Below are 19223 nucleotides of genomic sequence, written 5' to 3' on the forward strand. Positions count from 1 at the left end.
TGGCCAAGGGGGCCTAGCGGCTGCGCACAAGGAAACGACCTCTCAGGAGCAAGCGCCATGACCGACACCATGAAGGCCCTCGCCAAGATGCGCCCCGAGGTGGGCCTCGAACTCATCGACGCGCCGATCCCCGTGGCGGGACCGGAGGACGTGCTGATCCGCGTCCACCGCACGGCCGTCTGCGGCACCGACATCCACATCTGGAACTGGGACGAGTGGTCCCAGAAGAACGTACCGACGCCGATGATCACGGGGCACGAGTTCTCCGGCGAGATCGTCGCCATCGGCTCGGACGTGCAGCGGCCGCTGAAGATCGGCCAGCGCGTTTCGGCCGAGGGCCATGTCATCGACCTGAACTCGGAAGCTGCGCGGGCCGGCCACTTCCATCTGGATCCGCACACGCGCGGCATCGGCGTGAACCGCCAGGGCGCCTTCGCCGAGTTCGTGGTGGCCCCGGCCTTCAATGTGATCGAGCTGCCGGACGACGTGTCCTACGAGGTCGCCTCGATGCTGGATCCGTTCGGCAATGCGGTGCACACGGCGCAGCAGTTCGACCTCCTGGGCGAGGACGTTCTGGTCACCGGCGCGGGTCCCATCGGCATGATGGCGGCGGCGGTGGCGCGGCACGCCGGCGCGCGGACCGTGGTCCTGACCGACATCAACGACTTCCGTCTGGAGCTGGCGCAGAAGGTGGCGCCGGGCGTGCGAACCGTGAACACGACCAAGGAAGACATCCACGACGTGATGAAGGAGCTGGGCCTGAAGGTCGGCTTCGACGTGGCGCTGGAGATGTCGGGGTCGCCGATCGCCTTCAAACAGTGCGTCGACACCCTGATCATGGGCGGCGGCATGGCGCTTCTGGGTATTCCGTCCAAGCCGATGGAAACCGACTGGGGTTCGATCATCCTGAAGGCCCTGACCATCAAGGGCGTCTATGGGCGCGAGATGTTCACGACCTGGCGGAAGATGCTGGGCCTGTTGAAGGCCGGGCTGGACCTGGAGCCCCTGATCACGCACCGTCTCGCATACGACCGTTACCGCGAGGGATTCGACGCCATGAAGTCGGGTCAGTCGGGCAAGGTCATTCTGGATTGGGACAAGGCGGCCTGAGCTTCAGGCCCCTTCAGGGGCTGAATGAGCGCGATCGTCGATTTCCTCAAAGGCGCGGGAACCGACGGCGCGGGCCGGACGGTGTTCGAGGTCGTCGCCATGAACGACGAGGCCATCGAGCAGAACCACGACTTCATCCAGTGGCTGTTCCCCCTGGCGACGCCGTCGGGGGCGAACCGGCGCGCGCCGGTGCTGTCGGCCGAGGACGTGAAGGAGGTTCACGCCTCCGGCCTGGCGCAGATCGCCCTGGCGGCCGCGACGGATCGGATGGCGGTCTTCTATCTGCGGAACGGACACTGGCTGACGGCCTATGACCACAACCATCTGCGGATCACGCGGATCATCAAGTCGTTGCGGCTGCTGCGCGGGCCGGGCGAGGCGGAGGATTTCCGCCAGATCATCCTGAGGCGGGACGCGGAGGCGGGGAAGCCAATCAGCGCGGGCAGTCGGCAGCACTGGATCGAGGCGTAGGCGCCGTCTTCTCCCTCCCCCGAGGGGGAGGGAGAGGCTTCAGCTTTTCAGCACCTTGATCAAAGCCGCCTCGAACCCCTTGGTCTCGGAGCCGGGCAGGACCTCGGCGATCTTGCCGCTTTCGTAGAGGTCGAACACGGCCGGGTGGACGTAGGACGACCGGCACACCGTCGGGGTGTTGCCCAGGAGGCCGGCCACAGCCTTCACGCAGACGGTGATCTTGCGCTTCGCATCGGTGGGCGAGGTGGCGGCCTCGGCGTCGCGCAGGGCGCGGGCGGCGGAGACGGTGCCGGCCCAGGTGCGGAAATCCTTGGCCGAGAACTGCTCGCCCATGGCGTCGTGGATGTAGGCGTTCACGTCGTCGGAGGTGATGGGGCAGAGGTCGCCGTCGGCGTTGCGATACTTGAACAGCTGCTGGCCGGGGAGGTCGCGCAGGGACCGGACGACGGCTGCGAGACGGCGGTCGCGGACGCTGACCCGGTGGTCGACGCCGCTCTTGCCCCGGAAGGCGAACGACAGGGCCGCGCCGTCCATTTCCAGATGGCGTTTGTTCAGGGTGGTCAGGCCGTAGCTGCGGTTCGTCTTCGCATACTCCGCATTGCCGACGCGGATCAGGGTGATCTCCAGCAGACGCACGGCGGTGGCCAGGACCTTGGCGCGGTTGGGGCCGCGTGTGCCGAGATCGTGTTCGACCTGGGCCCGCAGCTTCGGCAGGGCCCGGGCGAAGGCAGGCAGACGGTCGAACTTGTTCTCGGAGCGGTGGCTGCTCCAGTCGGCGTGGTAGCGGTACTGTTTCCGACCCTTCACGTCGCGGCCGGTGGCCTGGATGTGGCCGGAGGCGCGGGGGCAGATCCAGACGTCGGTCCAGGCGGGCGGGATGGCCAGCATGCGGATGCGGTCCAGCACCGCCTTGTCCTTGATGGCCTTGCCGTGGGCGTCGCGGATCGAGAAGCCCGTCCCCGACCGGACGCGGGTCAGACCGGGGTGGGCGTCGCTGCACCAGGTGAGGCCTTGCGGGACCTCGTGTTCGGCGACGAAGGCGTGGCTGCCGTCGGGCATGTCTTCAGGGCACCACGCCGGTCTGGGGGCCGACGCCGTTTTCGGGGATCTCGTCCTCGTCGGGAATGACGCCGTCGTCCTCAGCGCGCTCCTTCAGGGCGTCGGCTTCGTCCTTCAGGCTTTCGATTTCTTCAGGGGTGGGTTTGTTCGGATCGGTCATCGGGGTCTCCAGTCTGGATGCTGAAGTCGTCGATGGGGCGGGGCGTTCCCTCTTGACCCGAAGTGTCGGGGAGGGGACGGAACGGGATGAACTATCGCCACAGCTTTCACGCCGGAAACTTCGCCGATCTGGTCAAGCACGCGCTCGTGCTTTGGCTGCTGAAGACGCGGCAGGCGGCCGGGCCGGTGGTGGTGCTGGACACCCATGCGGGGGCGGGGCTGTACGACCTGACCGGCGATGCGATGCGGTCGCGCGAGGCCGAGGCGGGGGTGCAGAAGCTGATGGCGGCGGCGGATCGACCGGCCCTGATCGAGGCCCTGGCGGCCGAGGTGGCGGCGCTGAATCCCGACGGCGGGGTGCGGTTCTATCCGGGGTCGCCGGTGCTGGTGGCGCGGTCTCTGAAAGCGTCGGATGGCTATGTCGGGTTCGAGCTGAGGGAAGAGGTGGCGGGGCTGTTGCGCGAGAGCCTGTCGGGGTTCGCGGCGGCGCGGGGCGAGATCGGCGACGGCTATGAGCTGGTGCGGGCCGAGGCGAAACAGGCGCGTGGATCGCTTGTCCTGATCGACCCCCCGTTCGAGCGGCCGGACGACTATCTGAGGGCGGCGGATACGGCGGCCGGGATCGTGAAGGCGGACCCGTCGGCGGTGGTGGCGATCTGGACGCCGCTGAAGGATCTGGAGACCTTCGACGGCTTCCTGAGGCGGCTGGCGGAGGGGACGACCGCGGCGACCCTGGTGGCCGAAGCGCGTCTGAGGCCGCTGACCAATCCGATGAAGATGAACGGCTGCGCCATGGTGGTGGTCAATCCGCCGGAGGGCGCGGATGCGGCGGCGACGGAGATCTGCGGCTGGGTGGCCGGGGTGTTGGGCGACCAGGGGGCGAAGGCGGAGGTGTGGCGGGTTTAACCGCCCTCTATTCATCGTCATCCTCCGGCAAGCCGCGACTTCGCGGCGCAGACCGGGGGACCCAGCGGCGCGCGAGAGCGCGAAACTGCCGCGCACACCGACGCTTCCTACATCTTGCCTGAACAGATCGCCTTCGGCGCCTCCCCCGGTCCGATCTTCGATCGGCCGGAGGATGACGATGGGTCCCCCGGTCTCGCTAAGCTCGCCGGAGGATGACGAAAATTATTGAGCAGCTACTCGATCACCTCGCCCGCCTCGTAGAGGTGGGGTTCGAAGGTGGCGATGGCCATGATGGGGAGCATGGCGCTGGAGACCGCGTCGGTGCGGGTCATGGCCTTCCAGTCCTCGACCGAGCGCCACACGGCCTGATTGACCACGGTCTTGCCGTTCACGCCGCGAAACAGGGTGGCGGAGACGAAGCCTGGCATGCCGACCTGGGCCTTGGTCAGGGCCGAGAGCAGGTCCAGAAGCTCGTCCTGCTTGTCCGGCTGCACCTTGAAGGTGTTGATCAGCACCACGGGGGCGTTGTCGGCGTCGCTCATGAGCGGCGCTGTAGCCGTTTTGCCCTTGTTCCGCCATGCGGCATCGGTCCCCTATGGCGGAATGAAACCGATCGCGATCCTGGAAACCGGCAAACCGCCCGAGGCGCTGAAAGACGCGTTCGACGACTATCCGGCGCGGTTCCGGGCCTTGCTGGGCGAGAGCGTGAAGACGGTGCGGTTCGACGTTCAGGCGGGGCGGTTGCCGGACGATCCGGAAGCGTTTCAGGGGGCCATCGTCACGGGGTCGGCGGCGGGGGTCTATGACGACCTGCCGTGGATCGCGCCCTTGATCGCGTGGCTGCAGGCGGCGCGGGGGCGAACGCGGCTGGTCGGCATCTGTTTCGGGCATCAGGTGATGGCGCAGGCCTTCGGCGGCCATGTCGCCAAGTCGGACAAGGGCTGGGGCGTGGGGCTGCACCGCTATCGGGTGATGGCGGAGGAGCCGTGGATGTTCCCCCGCGCGGCCAGTATCGCCATTCCCGTGTCGCATCAGGATCAGGTGCTGACGCCGCCCGCCGATGCGCGGGTGATCGCGGGAAGCGACTTCACCCCCTATGCGGGGCTGGCGTGGGATGACGCGATGTCGTTCCAGTGTCACCCGGAGTTCCAGCCGGAGTATGCGGCGGCCCTGGTGGAGAGCCGGCGGGGGACGCGCATTCCCGAGGCGTTGGCGGACGAGGCCTTGCTGAGTTTGAAGGCGTCGAACGACCGCGCGGTGCTGACGGCCTGGATCCGGGCCTTCCTGATGCTGACTCCGCCGCCGGTGGAGGGGGAGGGGAGCGGGATCTAGCGGCGCGCTACGGCCACTTCACCACCGGCGGCATCGAGCTGAGGATCGACTCCACGTTGCCGCCGGTCTTGAGGCCGAACATCGTGCCGCGATCGTAGAGCAGGTTGAACTCGACGTAGCGGCCGCGGCGGACCAGCTGTTCCTCGCGCTCTTCCGGCGTCCAGGCCTCGGTCATGCGGCGGGCGACGATGTCGGAATAGGTCTGAAGGAAGGTCTCGCCGACGTCGCGGGTGAAGGCGAAATCCTTGTCGTAGTCGCCTGAGTCATGGTGGTCGTAGAAGATGCCGCCGGTTCCGCGCGGCTCGTTCCGGTGCGGCAGGAAGAAGTAGTCGTCGCACCAGGCCTTGAACTTCGGGTGCCAGGTCGGGTCGTGGCGGTCGCAGGCGGCCTTCATCCCGGCATGGAAGGCGATGGTGTCGGGCGCGTCCTGATTGCGGTCGACGTTCAGGACGGGGGTCAGGTCGCCGCCGCCGCCGAACCAGCTTTTCGTCGTGGCGATGAAGCGAGTGTTCATGTGGACCGCCGGAACGCGCGGGCTGACCGGGTGGCAGATCAGGCTGATGCCGGTGGCGAAGAAGCGGGGATCTTCGTCCGCGCCGGGGACGGACTTGGCGTAGTCGGCCGGGAAGGTTCCGTGGACGGTGGAGACGTGGACGCCGACCTTTTCGAACAGGCGACCGTGCATCATGCCCATGACGCCGCCGCCGCCCTCTGGCCTATCCCACGGGGTGCGGACGAAGCGTCCGGGCTCGCCGGGGAAGAGGTCGGCGGGGGCCGCGTCCTCCAGAGCCTCGAAGCCGGCGTGGATGCGGTCGCGCAGGGCCTCGAACCAGGCGCGGGTCTCGACCTTCTTCAGATCCAGGGGGGAACGGGTGTGGGCGTCGCTCATGGCGCGGCTTGAAGCATATCCGGGGGCGGGTCGCCATTGAGGTGGATCAAAAGGGGGATTGAACCGGCGGGGCGCGTGGCCGTTTCCAAGCCCATGACCCGATGGATGACAGTGATCGGCGGGGTCGCCGCCCTGGCCGCGACGAGCGCGACGGCGCAGGAGACGGGCGTGTTCCGCGAGGCGGACGCCGCCATGACCTGCGCCCAGATCGGCGACGAGGCGGCGCAGTTGAGCGCGGCCATGGGCGATGCGACGCCACAGGGCGGCTGGCTGAGTTCGCTCGGCGGCATGGCGCGGCAGGGGGCGACGCTGCTGGTCCCCGGCGGGGCGCTGGCGGTGGCGGGCGTCGATGCGGTGCGTCAGCCGGGTCGGGAGCGGAACGAGGCCGAGCAGAAGGCGGCGCAGGACCGCTGGTACTATCTGAACGGCCTGCACGCCGGGCGCGGATGTCGCGAACCGGCGGAGGTGGTGGAAGTCGAAGCGCCGGTGGTGGCGGCTCCCGTGGCGCCGGCCCCGGCCATTCGACCGGTCGCCATGGCGAACCCGGTGCGGAGCGGCCGCTAAGGCGCTTTGACAGGCCTGACGTCCTCGGCCACGCTCGCGTCCTCACAGCGAGTGTTCCCATGCGTCTGATCCTGCCCGCCCTGATGTCCCTCGTCCTCGCGACGCCCGCGATGGCCCAGACGGAGGCGGCGGAGCGGACGATCATGGCGACGGTGGTCGCCGAGCATGATCGGCACATCGACCTTCTGGAACGGCTGGTGAATGTGAACTCCGGCACGCTGAACCTGCCGGGCGTGACGCAGGTCGGGGAGATGGTGCGGGCCGAGCTGGAGCCGCTGGGCTTCGATGTGCGCTGGGCGCCGATGGAGGACACCGGACGGGCCGGGCATCTGATCGCGACCCATGACGGGGGTGGGAAGAACATCCTGCTGATCGGCCACCTGGACACGGTGTTCGAGACGGACAGTCCGTTCCAGACCTTCGTGCGCGAAGGCTCGCGGGCGACGGGGCCAGGCATCGGCGACGACAAGGGCGGGATGGTGGTGATCATCGCGGCGCTTCGGGCCATGCAGGCGGCCGGGACGCTGGAAGGGTCGAACATCACGGTGGTCCTGACCGGGGACGAGGAGCGGCCGGGGGCGCCGCTGGAGATCGCGCGACGGGACCTGATCGCGGCGGGCCGGGTCGCCGACTACGCGCTGGAGTTCGAGGGGCTGGCGGTCGAGAACGGCGAGGAGTTCGGGACGATCGCGCGGCGGAGTTCGTCGAGCTGGACCCTGACGACCGGCGGGCGGACAGGGCATTCCAGCGGGGTGTTCGGGGAAAGCCTGGGCTACGGCGCCATCTATGAGATGGCGCGGATTCTCGACACCTTCCGGCGGGAGTTGCCGGAGCCGAACCTGACCTACAATGTCGGCGTCATCGCGGGCGGGACGCCGGCGGAGATCGATGCGGCGGGCTTCCGCGTCACGGCCTCGGGCAAGACGAACATCGTGGCCGAGACGGCGGTGGCGCGGGGCGACCTGAGGACTCTGACGCCGGAGCAGGACGCGCGGGCGCGTCAGCGGATGGCGGCGATCGTGGAGGATCATCTGCCGAAGACCACGGCCGAGCTGGCGTTCGCGCCGGACGGCTATCCGCCGATGGCGCCGACGCCGGGGAACACGGCCCTGCTGGAACGGCTGAACGCGGTGAACCGCGATCTCGGCCTGCCGGAGATGGCCCCCTACGATCCGGCGAAGCGCGGGGCGGCGGATTCGGGCTTCGTAGCCGCCGACGTCGATACGCTGGGCGGCATGGGGATGGCGGGGCTGGGCGCCCATGCCGAGGGCGAGTCGGTCGATCTGGACAGCATGGTTCGTCAGGCGCAGCGGGCGGCGGTGCTGATCGGGCGGCTGAGCCTGGAGTGAACGATTAGTCACTAGCCCGGCCCGACCTCCGTCTGTCAGTGTCGAGGAATCATCGTTTTCGGAGGTCGCCGTGATCCGTTCCTGCCTGCTCGCCGTTTCGGCGCTCGCTCTCGTCCTGCCGGCGGCGGCCCAGGCCCAGGACGGGGCTGCGCGGGCGCGGGAGATTCTGAACACCACCCCCCTGATCGACGGGCACAACGACCTGCCGTGGGCGCTGCGTCAGGGCTTCGCCAGCGATCCCTATGCGGTGGATCTGGCGACCAATCTGGATGCGACGACGGACCTGCACACCGACATCCCGCGCCTGCGCGAAGGCGGGGTGGGCGGTCAGTTCTGGTCGGTCTATGTGCCGGCCAGCCTGGAGCCGGTCGAGGCGGCCAAGGCGACCTTCGAACAGATCGACATGGTGCGCCGGATCGTCGGGGCCCATCCGGACGTGTTCGAACTGGCCACGACCGCCGACGACGTCGAGCGCATCCACGGCCAGGGCAAGATCGCCAGCCTGATCGGCATCGAGGGCGGATACTCCATCGATGATTCCCTGGGCCTGCTGCGCGAGTTTCAGGAGGCGGGGGTGCGCTACATGACCCTGACGCACTCCAAGACGACGACCTGGGCCGACAGCGCGACCGATGCTCCGAAGTGGGGCGGGCTGTCGCCGTTCGGCGAGGACGTGGTTCGCGAGATGAACCGGATCGGCATGATGGTGGACCTGAGCCACGTCTCGGAAGAGACGATGGTCGACGCCATGCGGGTGTCAGAGGCGCCGGTGATCTTCTCCCACTCCTCGGCGCGGGCGGTGACCGATCATCCGCGGAATGTGCCGGACGCCGTGCTGCGCGCCATGGCGGAGGACGGCGGGGTGGTGATGGTCACCTTCGTGCCGGGCTTCATCAGTTCGGCGCTGGGGGATTGGACGAGGGCGGTCGAGGCCGAGGCGGCCCGTCTGGGCGTGTCTCCCAACGAAGGGACGCCGGATCCGCGTCTGCTCGCCTGGGTCGAGACCCATCCGCGCCCGAAGGCGACGCTGGCGGACGTCGTGGCTCACATCCAGCATGTGCGCGAAGTCGCGGGCATCGACCATGTCGGTCTGGGCGGGGACTTCGACGGGGTGACCAGTCTGCCGGAGGATGTGCAGGGGGTGGACGCCTATCCGCGCATCCTGGCGGCCCTGATGGAGGCGGGCTGGACCGAGGCCGATATCCGCAAGCTGGCCGGCGAGAACATCCTGCGCACCATGCGGGCGGTCGAGGCGGTGGCGGCGGCGAAGCAGGCGGAACGGCCCTCGCTGGCGGCTCTGCCGGAGGCCGGCGCACCGGAGTAGAGCTGAGCATCTGCGCCTAAAAGGCGACGTTCGCCCGATTGACAACCCTGGGTGTGGCGGCAGAGTTCCTCGCGTCACATCGTTCGAGATTCGAGAGGGGCCGATGGCTGTCTCCAAAACGACCTTTGTCGCCTTGGGCGGCGTGCTGCTGGGAATGCTTCTGACAGGAAGCGCAGAGCCTGCTTCTGAGCCCGAGGCGGCGAGTGTGGAAATCTCGACCATCCCGGTTTTAACGGCCAGCCAGGACGTCGGGGACGTTCTGACGGCGTGCATGTACCCTGGAGCTCGGCCCGAGCCGTTCCGCGTCGTGACCTCTTCCTGTCGAGCGGGTGCGGAGCACTGCACGGCGTTCGTGGCGCTGCGTAGCGAAGGCGATCAGACGCTCCTAGCGACCTTCGACATCCTCAATCCACCGGTCGAAGCGACTGGGCCAACCTGTGACCGCCCAATCTCTCACCCGAGCGGTGTCCTTGCGCCTGCTCGCCAATAGGCGAACACCAGCCCTGCCCTTCGTTCGCCGAGCGAAGGGCTAGGGTCCGGACTCATTTGGCCCAATAGGCGACGGTGGCGGCGATGAGGACGCTGGAGAGGAAGTTCGCGGCGAGTTTGTCGTAGCGTGTCGCGATACGCCTGAAGTCCTTGAGCCTGGCCCATAGGCGTTCGACGGTGTTCCTCTGTCGGTAGGCGACGACGTCGTAGGGGATGGGCCGCTTGCGCGAGGTCGTGGTCGGGATGACGGCCTCGGCGCGTCGTTCGGCCAGTCGCCTTCGGAGGTGATCGGCGTCGTAGCCGCGGTCCGCCAGCAGCCTTGCGAACGGTCCGGCCGCCTCGATCAGGGCGTGGGCCATGGTGATGTCGTTGGTGTTGCCGGCGCTGAGCAACAGCACACGGGGTCGCCCTCGATCGTCCACAAGGCCGTGGATCTTGGTCGTGCGGCCGCCTCTGGAGCGGCCTATGCCCTGGACGAAGGCCCCCTTTTGCGCCCGCCGCCGAGCGATGGGCCTTGACCGAGGTGCTGTCGATGGCGGCCGAGGAGTAGATGCCGCTGTGGCCGGTCAGGGCCTTGAAGATGTCGTGCCAAACGCCCTGCCGGCTCCAGCGATTGAAGCGGTTGTAGACCGTCGTGTATGGCCCGTACTCCGGCGGGCAGTCCCGCCAGCGCGCGCCTGACTGCAGCATGTGCACGATGCCCGACAACACGCGGCGATCATCGACCCTGCGCGCCCCTCGCCGTCCCGTCGGAAGGTGCGGCTCGATCCGCGCCCAAGCTTCGTCGTCCAGCCAGTAAAGCTTCCGCATCCAAGGCTCCCTTCCAGAAGCCTTGAATCAGAACGCCAAACTCACCGCCAGACCTTATTGAGTACGGACCCTAGCGCGCCGCGCCGCCGATTTGACGCAACCCCTCGAACACGCCGATCCCCGCGCTGACCGATAGGTTCAGCGAGCGGGCTTCGGGCTGGATGGGGATGAAGACCCGCGCGTCCGCCGCCTGATGCACGTAATCGGGCGCGCCGGAGCTTTCGGAGCCGAACAGAAGGGTGTCGTCCGGGCGGAAGGCGAAGTCCGTCAGGGCGGTGGCCCCTTTTGTCGTGAACAGACAGAGCCTTCCGGGCCCCCGCGCGGCCTGGAACGCGTCCCAATCGGCGTGGCGGGTCATGTGCGACAACGGGCCGTAGTCGAGCGCCGCGCGCTTCATCGCACGGTCGTCGAACAGGAAGCCGGTGGGCTCGATAATGTGCAGCTCGACCCCGAAACATGCGGATAGCCTGATACAGGCGCCCACGTTCTGGGGAATGGCTGGTTGAAAAAGGGCGAGACGCATTCTAAGGCCCTGCATACGCGTGGGCAGGGGTCTTGTCGCGGTCAGAATTGCGAGTGGTTCTCAAGTAACCTCAGCAAGTTGCGGCGACAAGCCGCAAATCCTGACCGGGTCGGAATCTCTTCATCGCGCTAAGGACATTTCCTCGACAGCGGGCCGTCTTCCCACGGGCCGCGATGCGAGTTTTACAGAGGTGAGACGTGGCCGAATCGGTCGTGACCGAACATCCCGAAGGTGAAGCCACCCGCCGGGACTTCATCCACATCGCGGCAGGCGCCGCCGCCGTCGGCGCGGGCGTGATGGTGGTGTGGCCGCTGGTCAACTCCATGAACCCGGCCGCAGACACCCTGGCCCTTTCGACCGTCGAGTTCGACACGTCGAAGGTCGCCGAGGGCATGCAGATCGTCATCACCTGGCAGGGCAAGCCGGTGTTCGTGCGCAACCGCACGGCCGCCGAACTGCAGCGCGTGATCGCCGACAACGACGCCTCGGACCTGAAGGAACCCCAGACGGACCAGGAGCGCACCAAGGCCGGCCACGAGCCGATCCTGGTCGTCATCGGCTCCTGCACCCACCTGGGCTGCATCCCGACGTTCGGTTCGGGCGACTTCGGCGGCTGGTTCTGCCCCTGCCACGGCTCGCACTACGACGCCTCGGGCCGCATCCGTAAGGGCCCGGCGCCGGCCAACCTGGTCGTGCCGGAATACGAATTCACCGCCGGCTCCACCATCCGGATCGGGTAAGAGAGACCATGAGCGGACACGAATCCACCTACGTTCCCAAGACCGGCATCGAGAAGTGGCTCGACACCCGGCTTCCGATCGTTCGCTTCGGCGCTGACTATCTGTCGCTGCCGACGCCCAAGAACCTGAACTACTGGTACACCTTCGGCGGCATCCTGACGCTGTGCCTGGTCGTGCAGATCGCCTCGGGCATCTTCCTGGCCATGCACTACCAGCCGAACACCGCCATGGCGTTCGCCTCGGTCGAGCGCATCATGCGCGACGTCAACGGCGGCTGGCTGATCCGCTACGTGCACGCGAACGGCGCGTCGATGTTCTTCATCGCCGTCTACATCCACATGCTGCGCGGCCTCTACTACGGCTCCTACAAGGCGCCGCGGGAGATGATCTGGATCCTGGGCTGCGTGATCTTCTTCCTGATGATCGCCACGGCCTTCCTGGGCTACGTCCTGCCGTGGGGCCAGATGTCCTACTGGGGCGCCGAGGTCATCACCAACCTGATCGGGGCCATCCCGGTCATCGGCGAGCCCGTCCTGATCTGGCTGCGCGGCGGCCCGGCCATCGACAACGCCACGCTGAACCGCTTCTTCTCGCTGCACTACCTGCTGCCGTTCGTGATCTTCGGCGTCGTGGTGCTGCACCTGTGGGCCCTGCACACGGCCGGCCAGAACAACCCGGTCGGGATCCTGATCCCCAAGGAGCGTGAGGCCAAGGACACCGTGCCCTTCCACCCCTACTACACGGTCAAGGACGGCTTCGCGGTCATCCTGTTCCTGATGCTGTTCGCCGTGTTCGTCTTCTTCATGCCGAACGCCCTGGGTCACGCCGACAACTACATCCCGGCCAACCCGCTGCAGACCCCCGCGGAGATCGTGCCCGAGTGGTACATGCTGCCCTTCTACGCCATCCTGCGGGCCATCCCGGACAAGTTCGGCGGCGTGGTGGCGATGTTCGGCGCCATCGGCGTGCTGTTCGTCCTGCCCTGGCTGGACACGTCCAAGGTCCGCTCGATGCGCTATCGCCCGACCATGAAGATCTTCTTCGTGATCTTCGTGATCGTCGGCATGGGCCTGGGCTGGTGCGGCGGCCAGCTGCCGGACGCCCCGGTCGTTCCGGGCATGCCCAGCTTCACCCTGATCGACGGCCAGCTGAACTCCTACCTGTGGATGACGCGCCTGCTGACGCTCTACTACTTCGTCTTCTTCTTCGTCATCATGCCGGTCGTCGGCCTGAAAGAGACGCCGCTGAAGATTCCGGCCTCGATCTCCGAGCCGGTCCTGTCCGACGCCGAGAAGAAGGCCTGATCGCGATGACGTTCTCCATTCGCAAACTGGCCGCCTTTAAGCCCCTCTTGGCGCTGGCCGCGGTCGTGGCGGTCGGTGCGGCCTCGCCGGCCCTGGCCGAGGGCGGCTCGCTCCACCCGCGTTCGGGCGGCTTCTCCTTCGAGGGTCCGTTCGGCACCTTCGATCAGGGCCAGCTGCAGCGCGGCTACAAGGTCTATCGCGAGGTCTGCGCGGCCTGCCACTCGATGGACATGCTGCACTTCCGCAACCTGGGTGAGAAGGGCGGACCCTTCTACGACCCGCAGGCCGAGAACCCGGCCCAGAACCGCTTCGTGCGCGCCCTGGCCGCCGAGATCGAGGTGCCGGACATCGACACCGAGACCGGCGAGACGATCCGGCGCCCGGCCACTCCGGCCGACAAATTCCCGAACCCGTACCCGAACCGTACGGCCGCCTCGGCCGCCAACGGCGGTGCGGCTCCGCCGGACCTGTCGGTGATGGCCAAGGCCCGTCACAACGGCGCCGACTACATCTACTCGCTGCTGTCGGGCTATTCGGCCCCGCCGGCCGGCCTGCGGATGACGGCGACCCAGCACTACAACCCGTACATGTCGGGCGACATGACCCCGTTCTGGGACGGCGACCCCGAGCACGTCCCGCCGGGCGGCTTCATCGCCATGCCCGCGCCGCTGGCCGCCGGTCAGGTCACCTATGACGACGGCACCGAGGCCACGGTCGACCAGATGTCCAAGGACGTCGCCGCCTTCATCGCCTGGGCTTCCGAGCCCAAGGCCGTCGAGCGGAAACAGGCGGGCATCGGCGTCCTGGCCTTCCTGGCCATCTTCGCCGGCATCACCTACCTGAGCTACCGCCGCATCTGGAAGGGCGTGGCCCACTAAGGCCCACCCCGTCCGCGACGGACAAAGATCAGCCCGCCGGGTTCGCCCCGGCGGGCTTTTTCGTGGGCCGGGCGCCCGGCTGGCGTAACGGGACCGGCCAAGGCAGAGTGCCGGTCATGACCGACGTTATCCGGACGGAAATGGCCAGAAGGCTGGACGCCTTCGTCGATGCGGCGTTCGCGTTCGCCGTGACCCTGCTGGTCGCGGGCGGGGGCGATCCGCCGGCGAGCCTCGCAGACATGCAGACCATGCTGCTGAGCGCGCCGTCCTATGCGGCGGCCTTCGCCCTGACGGTGATGTTCTGGCTGAGCTATCGCGATCTGGGGCGGCTGTGGCCGCTCCGGGACGGGCTGTCGACGGCCTTGAGCCTGGCCCTGGTGTTCGTGGTGCTCCTCTACGTCTTTCCGCTCCGGCTGATCCTTTCCGGCGTGTCGCTGGTTTCGGTGGTGATCGCCCTGACCGCGCCGGACGGCATGGCGGAATGGGCGCCGGGCTTCACCTATATGAGCGTGCCGGTGCTGATCGGGGTGACTTCCTTCTTCCAGGCGCGCGCCATGTCGCGGGCGGCGAAAGTCGACACGGAGACGGCGGCCCCCTAACGTCCGCCCACATTCCGTTGGCTGAGGGTCTTCATGCGTACGTTCACCGCCGCCGCCGCGCTTCTGGCCGGTCTTTCCCTGTCGTTCGCCGCCAGCGCGCAGGAGCCCCGGTTCGATGCGGCCCGGCTGTCCGAACACATCCGCATCCTCTCGGCCGATGACTTCGAGGGGCGCGGCATCGCCACCCCGGCCGAGCAGAAGGTCATCGACTATGTCTCGGCCCAGTTCGAGGCGGCGGGCCTGGCGCCCGGCGGCGACAACGGCGGATGGACCCAGGCGGTGGCGCTGAACCGTTTCTCGGCCTCCAACATCCAGGCCGCGCTCAGCGTCGGCGACTGGCGGCTGCCCCTGACACAGGGCGAGCAGATCGTCGTCTCGACCCGCCGTCCGGGCGAGGACCACGTCATGCTGATGGACGCGCCCCTGGTCTTCGTCGGTTACGGCGTGAAGGCGCCCGAGCGCGACTGGGACGACTTCAAGGGGCAGGACATGACCGGCAAGATCCTGGTCGTCCTGGTCAATGACGCCGACTTCGAGGAGCCGGAGCTGAACACCTTCGGCGGCCGGGCCATGACCTACTACGGCCGTTGGACCTACAAGTACGAGGAGGCGGCGCGTCAGGGGGCTGCGGGCGTCATCATCGTGCATGAGACCGAGCCGGCCTCCTACGGCTGGGCCACGGTGAGGAACAGCTGGGGCGGGGCCCAGTTCGACATCGTGCGCGAGAACGCCAACGAGCGCGTGCCGGTCGAAAGCTGGGTCCAGCGCGACGTGGCGGTCGATCTGTTCCGTCGCGCGGGTCTGGATTTCGAGGCGCTGAAGGTTCAGGCGCGCAGCCGGGACTTCCAGCCGGTGCCGCTGGAAGGCGTCGAACTGGACGTCATGTTCGACGTAGCCTCCGAGCGGATCGAGACGCATAACATCATCGGCAAGCTGGAGGGCACGACCCATCCGGAGGAAACCTTCCTCTACACCGGCCACTGGGACCACATCGGCGTCGGAACGCCGGACGCCAACGGCGACGCCATCTTCAACGGGGCGGTCGACAACGCCTCGGGCATCTCCGGCATGATCGAACTGGCCCGCGCCTTCGCCGCCGGACCGCGTCCGGAGCGGTCGATCGTCTTCATCGGCTTCACGGCCGAGGAAAGCGGCCTGTTGGGCTCGGAATACTATGCCGCCAATCCGATCTATCCGCTGGCGACCACGGTCGGCGGGGTGAACATGGATTCGGCCAACGTCTATGGCCGGACCGAAGCGTTCAACGTCGTCGGCTTCGGCCAGTCGCATCTGGACGAGCGGATCAGCACGCTGGTGGAAGGGCAGGGCCGCGAGGTGCGCCCGGACAGCAACCCGGCCTCGGGCGTCTATTTCCGCTCCGACCACTTCCCGCTGGCCAAGCGCGGCGTGCCGATGGCCTACGGCGCCTCGACCGGCGCCTTCGTGGACGAACCGATCGCCGAGCGGACGGCGAACCGGCAAGCGTACGGCGCCAACCGCTATCACCAGGCGGACGACGAGTGGTCGCCGGACTGGGACTACTCGGGCCAGATCCAGGACCTGCAGGTCTATTACGGCGTCGGCGCGGGGCTGGTGAACAGCCGCGACTGGCCGGAGTGGAAGGACGGGTCGGAGTTCGGGCCGGCGCGGGCGGCGACGGCGGGGGAGCGTCGCTAGAGTTCCTTCTCCCCTTGCGGGAGAAGGTGGCCGAGCGCAGCGAGGTCGGATGAGGGGTGAAAGGCGGTTCGCCCGATGAGCCGTCTGTTCGCCTGATCTCGTCTGCGTCCCCGTACCCCTCATCCGTCGGGCTTCGCCCCTCCCTTCTCCCGCAAGGGGAGAAGGGAGGGGCGATGATGACGAAACCGTAATGTCGCTCTTGTCGCACCCGCGCCTAATGTCCCGCGCGAAATGGCGAGGAGAGCCCTGATGTTGCGTGCGTTGTTCGGCGGTACGGCCGCTGTGGCCCTGATCCTGTCGGCGGGACTGGCATCGGCCCAGGACTTCTCGGCCGAGCGGATTTCCGATGGCATCCGCCACATCTCGTCGGACGACTTCCAGGGCCGTTACCCCGGCACCCAGGGCGAGCGGATGACTTTGGAATGGCTGCAGGCGCAGTATGAGGCCATGGGGCTGGAGCCCGGCGGGCCGAACGGCCAATGGCTGCAGGAGATCGTGCTGAAGCGGTTCACCCCGGTCGCCGGCGCGGCCTCGGCCAGCTGGACCGGGCCGGACGGCGTGGCGCATCCGATGACGGTCGGGACCGACATCCTGCTGCGCGCCGCCACCAACGACGGCAAGGCCGATATCGCCAATGCGGGTCTGGTCTTCGCCGGTTACGGCATCCATGCGCCGGAACGGAACTGGGACGACTGGGGCGACATCGACGTGCGCGGCAAGGTCGTGATCGTCATGGCGGGCGAGCCGAACTCGCCGGAGGTCGCCGAACGCTTCAACGGCGCCTATCCGACCGCCTATTCCAACGGCTGGTACAAGAACGACGAGGCGTTCCGGCGGGGCGCCGTGGGTGTCATCACCCTGAACATGATGTCGGCGACCGACCAGAACTGGCTGCGCGCCGGCCAGTTCGGCAACCGCCAGCGGACCCTGACGCCTGGCGCGGCGGACCTGGAGTTCACCGGGGCGATCAATCACGACGTGGGCCAGGCCTGGGCCGCCGCGGCGGGCGTCGATCCGGCGACCCTGGCGACGGTCGAAAGCGGAACCTTCAAGGCCGTGCCGCTGACCGGCGTCACCCTGTCGGTGAAGCAGGAAGAGACGATCGACACCCTGACCACGCACAACCTGCTGGCCAAGATCACGGGGTCCGAGCGCCCGAACGAGACCATCGTCTATTCGGCCCACTGGGATCACGTCGGCGTCGGCGCCGACCACGTCAGCCCGGTCTCCACGACCGAGGACAACATCTACAACGGCGCCTGGGACAACGCTTCGGGCACCATCGGCATCCTGGAGATGGCGCGTCAGCTGAAGGCCGCCCCGCGCGCCGAACGCACCTTCGTCTTCGCCCATATGGCGGCCGAGGAGATGGGGCTTCTGGGCGCCTACGCCTACGCCGCCGACCCGGTCTATCCGCTGGAGACGACGGTGGCGGACATCAACATCGACATGCTGCCCCTGTCGCCGCCGACGCGCGACATCGCCATCTTCGGCAAGGGTCAGAATACGCTGGAGGACGATCTGGCGGTCCTGGCTGAGGCGGAAGGTCGCGTCATCACCGACGACCGCCAGCCGGAGCAGGGCTTCTACACCCGCTCGGACCACTTCCCGTTCGTTCGCATGGGCGTGCCCGCCCTGATGACCTGGCACGGCGTGGACTGGGACGAGGGCGGGGTCGAGGCCGGCCAGGCCGCCTGGACCGCCAAATTCGGCGCCGACTATCACAAGCCGTCGGACGAGTGGTCGGCGGACTGGGACCTGCGCTCGGCGGTGGAGAACCTGACGCTGCTGTATCGTCTGGGTCTGCAACTGGCCAATGGCGACGAGTGGCCGACGTGGAAGCCGACCTCGGAGTTCGGCGCGCGTCGGGTGGAGAGCGACGCCGCGCGGCGGTAACACTAGAGCCGCTCATCCCCGCGAAGGCGGGGACCCAGTGCTTTGGGCGATGATCCTCAAATAAAGAGGCAGGCGGCGATCCAACGCAGCCTGCCTCACGAAAGAACTGGGTCCCCGCCTTCGCGGGGATGAGCGGAACTTTTTGACCTACGGCGCCGTCGTGTCTTCGGAGATGATGGTCCGCGCCTCGGCGATGGCCGCCTCGGTCGTCTTCAGGCCGTCGACGATCTGTTGCGCCATGCCCATCAGGGCGGGGCCGGTGGTCGAGCCGTTCTCGGCCTCTTCCTCCAGCGTCATGCCGCCGTTCGCCTGGATGACCTCGTCCCAGGCGGCGCGGACGCCGGCCCAGTAGTCCTTGGTCCTGGCCCAGTAGTCGTCGCCCGGAGCCGGGTTGTAGGCCGTGTTGGTGCGGTAGGTGTTGATCACGTCTTCCTGGACGATCGCGGTCAGTTGCCCGTCGACCAGACCTTCCTTGAGGTTGTCCTGGATGTGGACCCAACCGGCCGGCGTCAGGGCGTGGCGGTTGGTGCCGAGGTAGCGGTCGTAGACCGGATGACGCACCGCATCGCGGCGGGCCAAGGGGCGCCAGGTCGGGCCCGAGGTCCACTGGTTCAGGCCGTTCTCGTGCGTCCAGCGACCCACGCCGCCGTAGCGGGGCGAATCGTCCGTCTGCCACACGGTCTGGGACCAGGCGCCGGTGCGCTCGGCCTCCGGCACGGGGGTCAGGACCCAGCGGTTCGGACCGGCATAGGTCAGGACGGTGGCGGGCTGATAGACCCAGTCCTGGCGCCAGTGCTTGACCACGATGGACTGGCCGTCGTGCTCCATGACCAGGATGTGCTGCAGGCTGATCCGGTCGCCCGTGTCCTCGACCAGGCGGACGATCTCGTTGCCGCCCGAGATCTTCGGCTCGATGATCTCGTAGCCTTCGTGGAAGGACACGTTCTCCTGGAAGTCGAACCGCACGGTGTACTGGCCCTGCTGAGCGAGGATCGACTGGCGATCCTGCTCGAACTGGGCCGAGCGGGCCGAGGCCGCGGGCGCGGTCTGGGCTTGGGCGGCGAGGGGCGCCGCGCCCGTCAGCAGGGCGGCGGCGATGAGGATGGCGCGCATGGGTCGTCGTTCCGGTTTGCTATTCGCTCGC

20 protein-coding genes are annotated in these 19223 nt (G+C 67.8%); 13 read left to right on the forward strand and 7 right to left on the reverse strand.

What is annotated here, in order from left to right:
- Nucleotides 1-69: 69 nt before the first annotated feature.
- A complete protein-coding gene (gene tdh, locus ACETK8_RS06835) occupies nt 70-1110 on the forward strand; it encodes an L-threonine 3-dehydrogenase (protein ID WP_374039364.1) in 1041 nt (346 codons plus the stop codon).
- 24 nt (nt 1111-1134) lie between these two features.
- Nucleotides 1135-1581, forward strand: a complete 447-nt coding sequence (locus tag ACETK8_RS06840) for an opioid growth factor receptor-related protein (protein ID WP_374038757.1) — start codon at nt 1135-1137, stop codon at nt 1579-1581.
- A 39-nt stretch (nt 1582-1620) separates the two neighbouring features.
- Here the strand turns inward: ACETK8_RS06840 and ACETK8_RS06845 are convergent, their stop codons facing one another.
- Nucleotides 1621-2640, reverse strand: coding sequence for a DNA topoisomerase IB (locus ACETK8_RS06845; protein ID WP_374038758.1), 1020 nt, complete (start codon nt 2638-2640; stop codon nt 1621-1623).
- A gap of 4 nt (nt 2641-2644) precedes the next feature.
- On the reverse strand, nt 2645-2800 hold the full coding sequence (locus tag ACETK8_RS06850) for a hypothetical protein (protein ID WP_374038759.1): 156 nt from the start codon (nt 2798-2800) through the stop codon (nt 2645-2647).
- Between the two features lie 86 nt (nt 2801-2886).
- Here ACETK8_RS06850 and rlmJ point away from each other — a divergent pair, with 86 nt between their 5' ends.
- Complete coding sequence (gene rlmJ / locus ACETK8_RS06855) at nt 2887-3705, forward strand: 23S rRNA (adenine(2030)-N(6))-methyltransferase RlmJ (RefSeq protein ID WP_374038760.1); 819 nt, start codon at nt 2887-2889, stop codon at nt 3703-3705.
- 233 nt (nt 3706-3938) lie between these two features.
- Here the strand turns inward: rlmJ and ACETK8_RS06860 are convergent, their stop codons facing one another.
- Nucleotides 3939-4247: an antibiotic biosynthesis monooxygenase family protein gene (locus ACETK8_RS06860; RefSeq protein ID WP_374038761.1), complete on the reverse strand. Its 309-nt coding sequence runs from the start codon at nt 4245-4247 to the stop codon at nt 3939-3941.
- Between the two features lie 61 nt (nt 4248-4308).
- Between ACETK8_RS06860 and ACETK8_RS06865 the strand changes: the two genes are divergently transcribed.
- On the forward strand, nt 4309-5037 hold the full coding sequence (locus tag ACETK8_RS06865) for a type 1 glutamine amidotransferase (RefSeq protein WP_374038762.1): 729 nt from the start codon (nt 4309-4311) through the stop codon (nt 5035-5037).
- A 7-nt stretch (nt 5038-5044) separates the two neighbouring features.
- Here ACETK8_RS06865 and hemF read toward each other — a convergent pair whose 3' ends face one another.
- Nucleotides 5045-5926, reverse strand: a complete 882-nt coding sequence (gene hemF / locus ACETK8_RS06870) for an oxygen-dependent coproporphyrinogen oxidase (RefSeq protein ID WP_374038763.1) — start codon at nt 5924-5926, stop codon at nt 5045-5047.
- Between the two features lie 75 nt (nt 5927-6001).
- Between hemF and ACETK8_RS06875 the strand changes: the two genes are divergently transcribed.
- The 3 genes from ACETK8_RS06875 to ACETK8_RS06885 all read left to right on the forward strand — a co-directional run bounded on the left by ACETK8_RS06875 (nt 6002) and on the right by ACETK8_RS06885 (nt 9163).
- A complete protein-coding gene (locus tag ACETK8_RS06875) occupies nt 6002-6490 on the forward strand; it encodes a hypothetical protein (RefSeq protein WP_374038764.1) in 489 nt (162 codons plus the stop codon).
- Between the two features lie 59 nt (nt 6491-6549).
- A complete protein-coding gene (locus tag ACETK8_RS06880; protein ID WP_374038765.1) occupies nt 6550-7839 on the forward strand; it encodes a M20/M25/M40 family metallo-hydrolase in 1290 nt (429 codons plus the stop codon).
- 70 nt (nt 7840-7909) lie between these two features.
- The gene (locus ACETK8_RS06885) at nt 7910-9163 is read left to right on the forward strand and encodes a dipeptidase (RefSeq protein WP_374038766.1); all 1254 of its coding nucleotides are present in this window, start codon (nt 7910-7912) and stop codon (nt 9161-9163) included.
- Between the two features lie 542 nt (nt 9164-9705).
- Here ACETK8_RS06885 and ACETK8_RS06890 read toward each other — a convergent pair.
- Both ACETK8_RS06890 and ACETK8_RS06895 read right to left on the reverse strand, forming a co-directional pair.
- Nucleotides 9706-10462, reverse strand: a protein-coding gene (locus tag ACETK8_RS06890; RefSeq protein WP_374038767.1) for an IS5 family transposase whose coding sequence is annotated in 2 segments (ribosomal slippage) — nt 9706-10126 and nt 10125-10462 — 759 coding nt in all. Because the reading frame shifts where the segments join, the coding sequence is not laid out codon by codon here.
- Nucleotides 10463-10532: 70 nt separating this feature from the next.
- On the reverse strand, nt 10533-10985 hold the full coding sequence (locus ACETK8_RS06895; protein WP_374038768.1) for a tRNA (cytidine(34)-2'-O)-methyltransferase: 453 nt from the start codon (nt 10983-10985) through the stop codon (nt 10533-10535).
- Between the two features lie 197 nt (nt 10986-11182).
- On the opposite strand from ACETK8_RS06895, the gene petA reads away from it, so the two are divergent.
- The 6 genes from petA to ACETK8_RS06925 all read left to right on the forward strand — a co-directional run bounded on the left by petA (nt 11183) and on the right by ACETK8_RS06925 (nt 18079).
- Complete coding sequence (petA, locus tag ACETK8_RS06900; protein WP_374038769.1) at nt 11183-11725, forward strand: ubiquinol-cytochrome c reductase iron-sulfur subunit; 543 nt, start codon at nt 11183-11185, stop codon at nt 11723-11725.
- An 8-nt stretch (nt 11726-11733) separates the two neighbouring features.
- The gene (locus tag ACETK8_RS06905) at nt 11734-13029 is read left to right on the forward strand and encodes a cytochrome b (RefSeq protein WP_374038770.1); all 1296 of its coding nucleotides are present in this window, start codon (nt 11734-11736) and stop codon (nt 13027-13029) included.
- Between the two features lie 5 nt (nt 13030-13034).
- On the forward strand, nt 13035-13907 hold the full coding sequence (locus tag ACETK8_RS06910) for a cytochrome c1 (RefSeq protein ID WP_374038771.1): 873 nt from the start codon (nt 13035-13037) through the stop codon (nt 13905-13907).
- Between the two features lie 116 nt (nt 13908-14023).
- The gene (locus ACETK8_RS06915; RefSeq protein ID WP_374038772.1) at nt 14024-14506 is read left to right on the forward strand and encodes a TMEM175 family protein; all 483 of its coding nucleotides are present in this window, start codon (nt 14024-14026) and stop codon (nt 14504-14506) included.
- 33 nt (nt 14507-14539) lie between these two features.
- Nucleotides 14540-16183 (forward strand): M28 family metallopeptidase, encoded by a 1644-nt coding sequence (locus ACETK8_RS06920; RefSeq protein ID WP_374038773.1) that lies wholly within the window; start codon nt 14540-14542, stop codon nt 16181-16183.
- Nucleotides 16184-16432: 249 nt separating this feature from the next.
- Entirely contained in the window at nt 16433-18079 is a 1647-nt protein-coding gene (locus tag ACETK8_RS06925) for a M28 family peptidase (RefSeq protein ID WP_374038774.1), read from the forward strand.
- 147 nt (nt 18080-18226) lie between these two features.
- Here the strand turns inward: ACETK8_RS06925 and ACETK8_RS06930 are convergent, their stop codons facing one another.
- The gene (locus ACETK8_RS06930; protein ID WP_374038775.1) at nt 18227-19192 is read right to left on the reverse strand and encodes a DUF6607 family protein; all 966 of its coding nucleotides are present in this window, start codon (nt 19190-19192) and stop codon (nt 18227-18229) included.
- Nucleotides 19193-19223 lie beyond the last annotated feature (31 nt).

Source organism: Brevundimonas staleyi (assembly GCF_041893865.1).
In the GTDB taxonomy this organism is placed as follows: domain Bacteria; phylum Pseudomonadota; class Alphaproteobacteria; order Caulobacterales; family Caulobacteraceae; genus Brevundimonas; species Brevundimonas staleyi.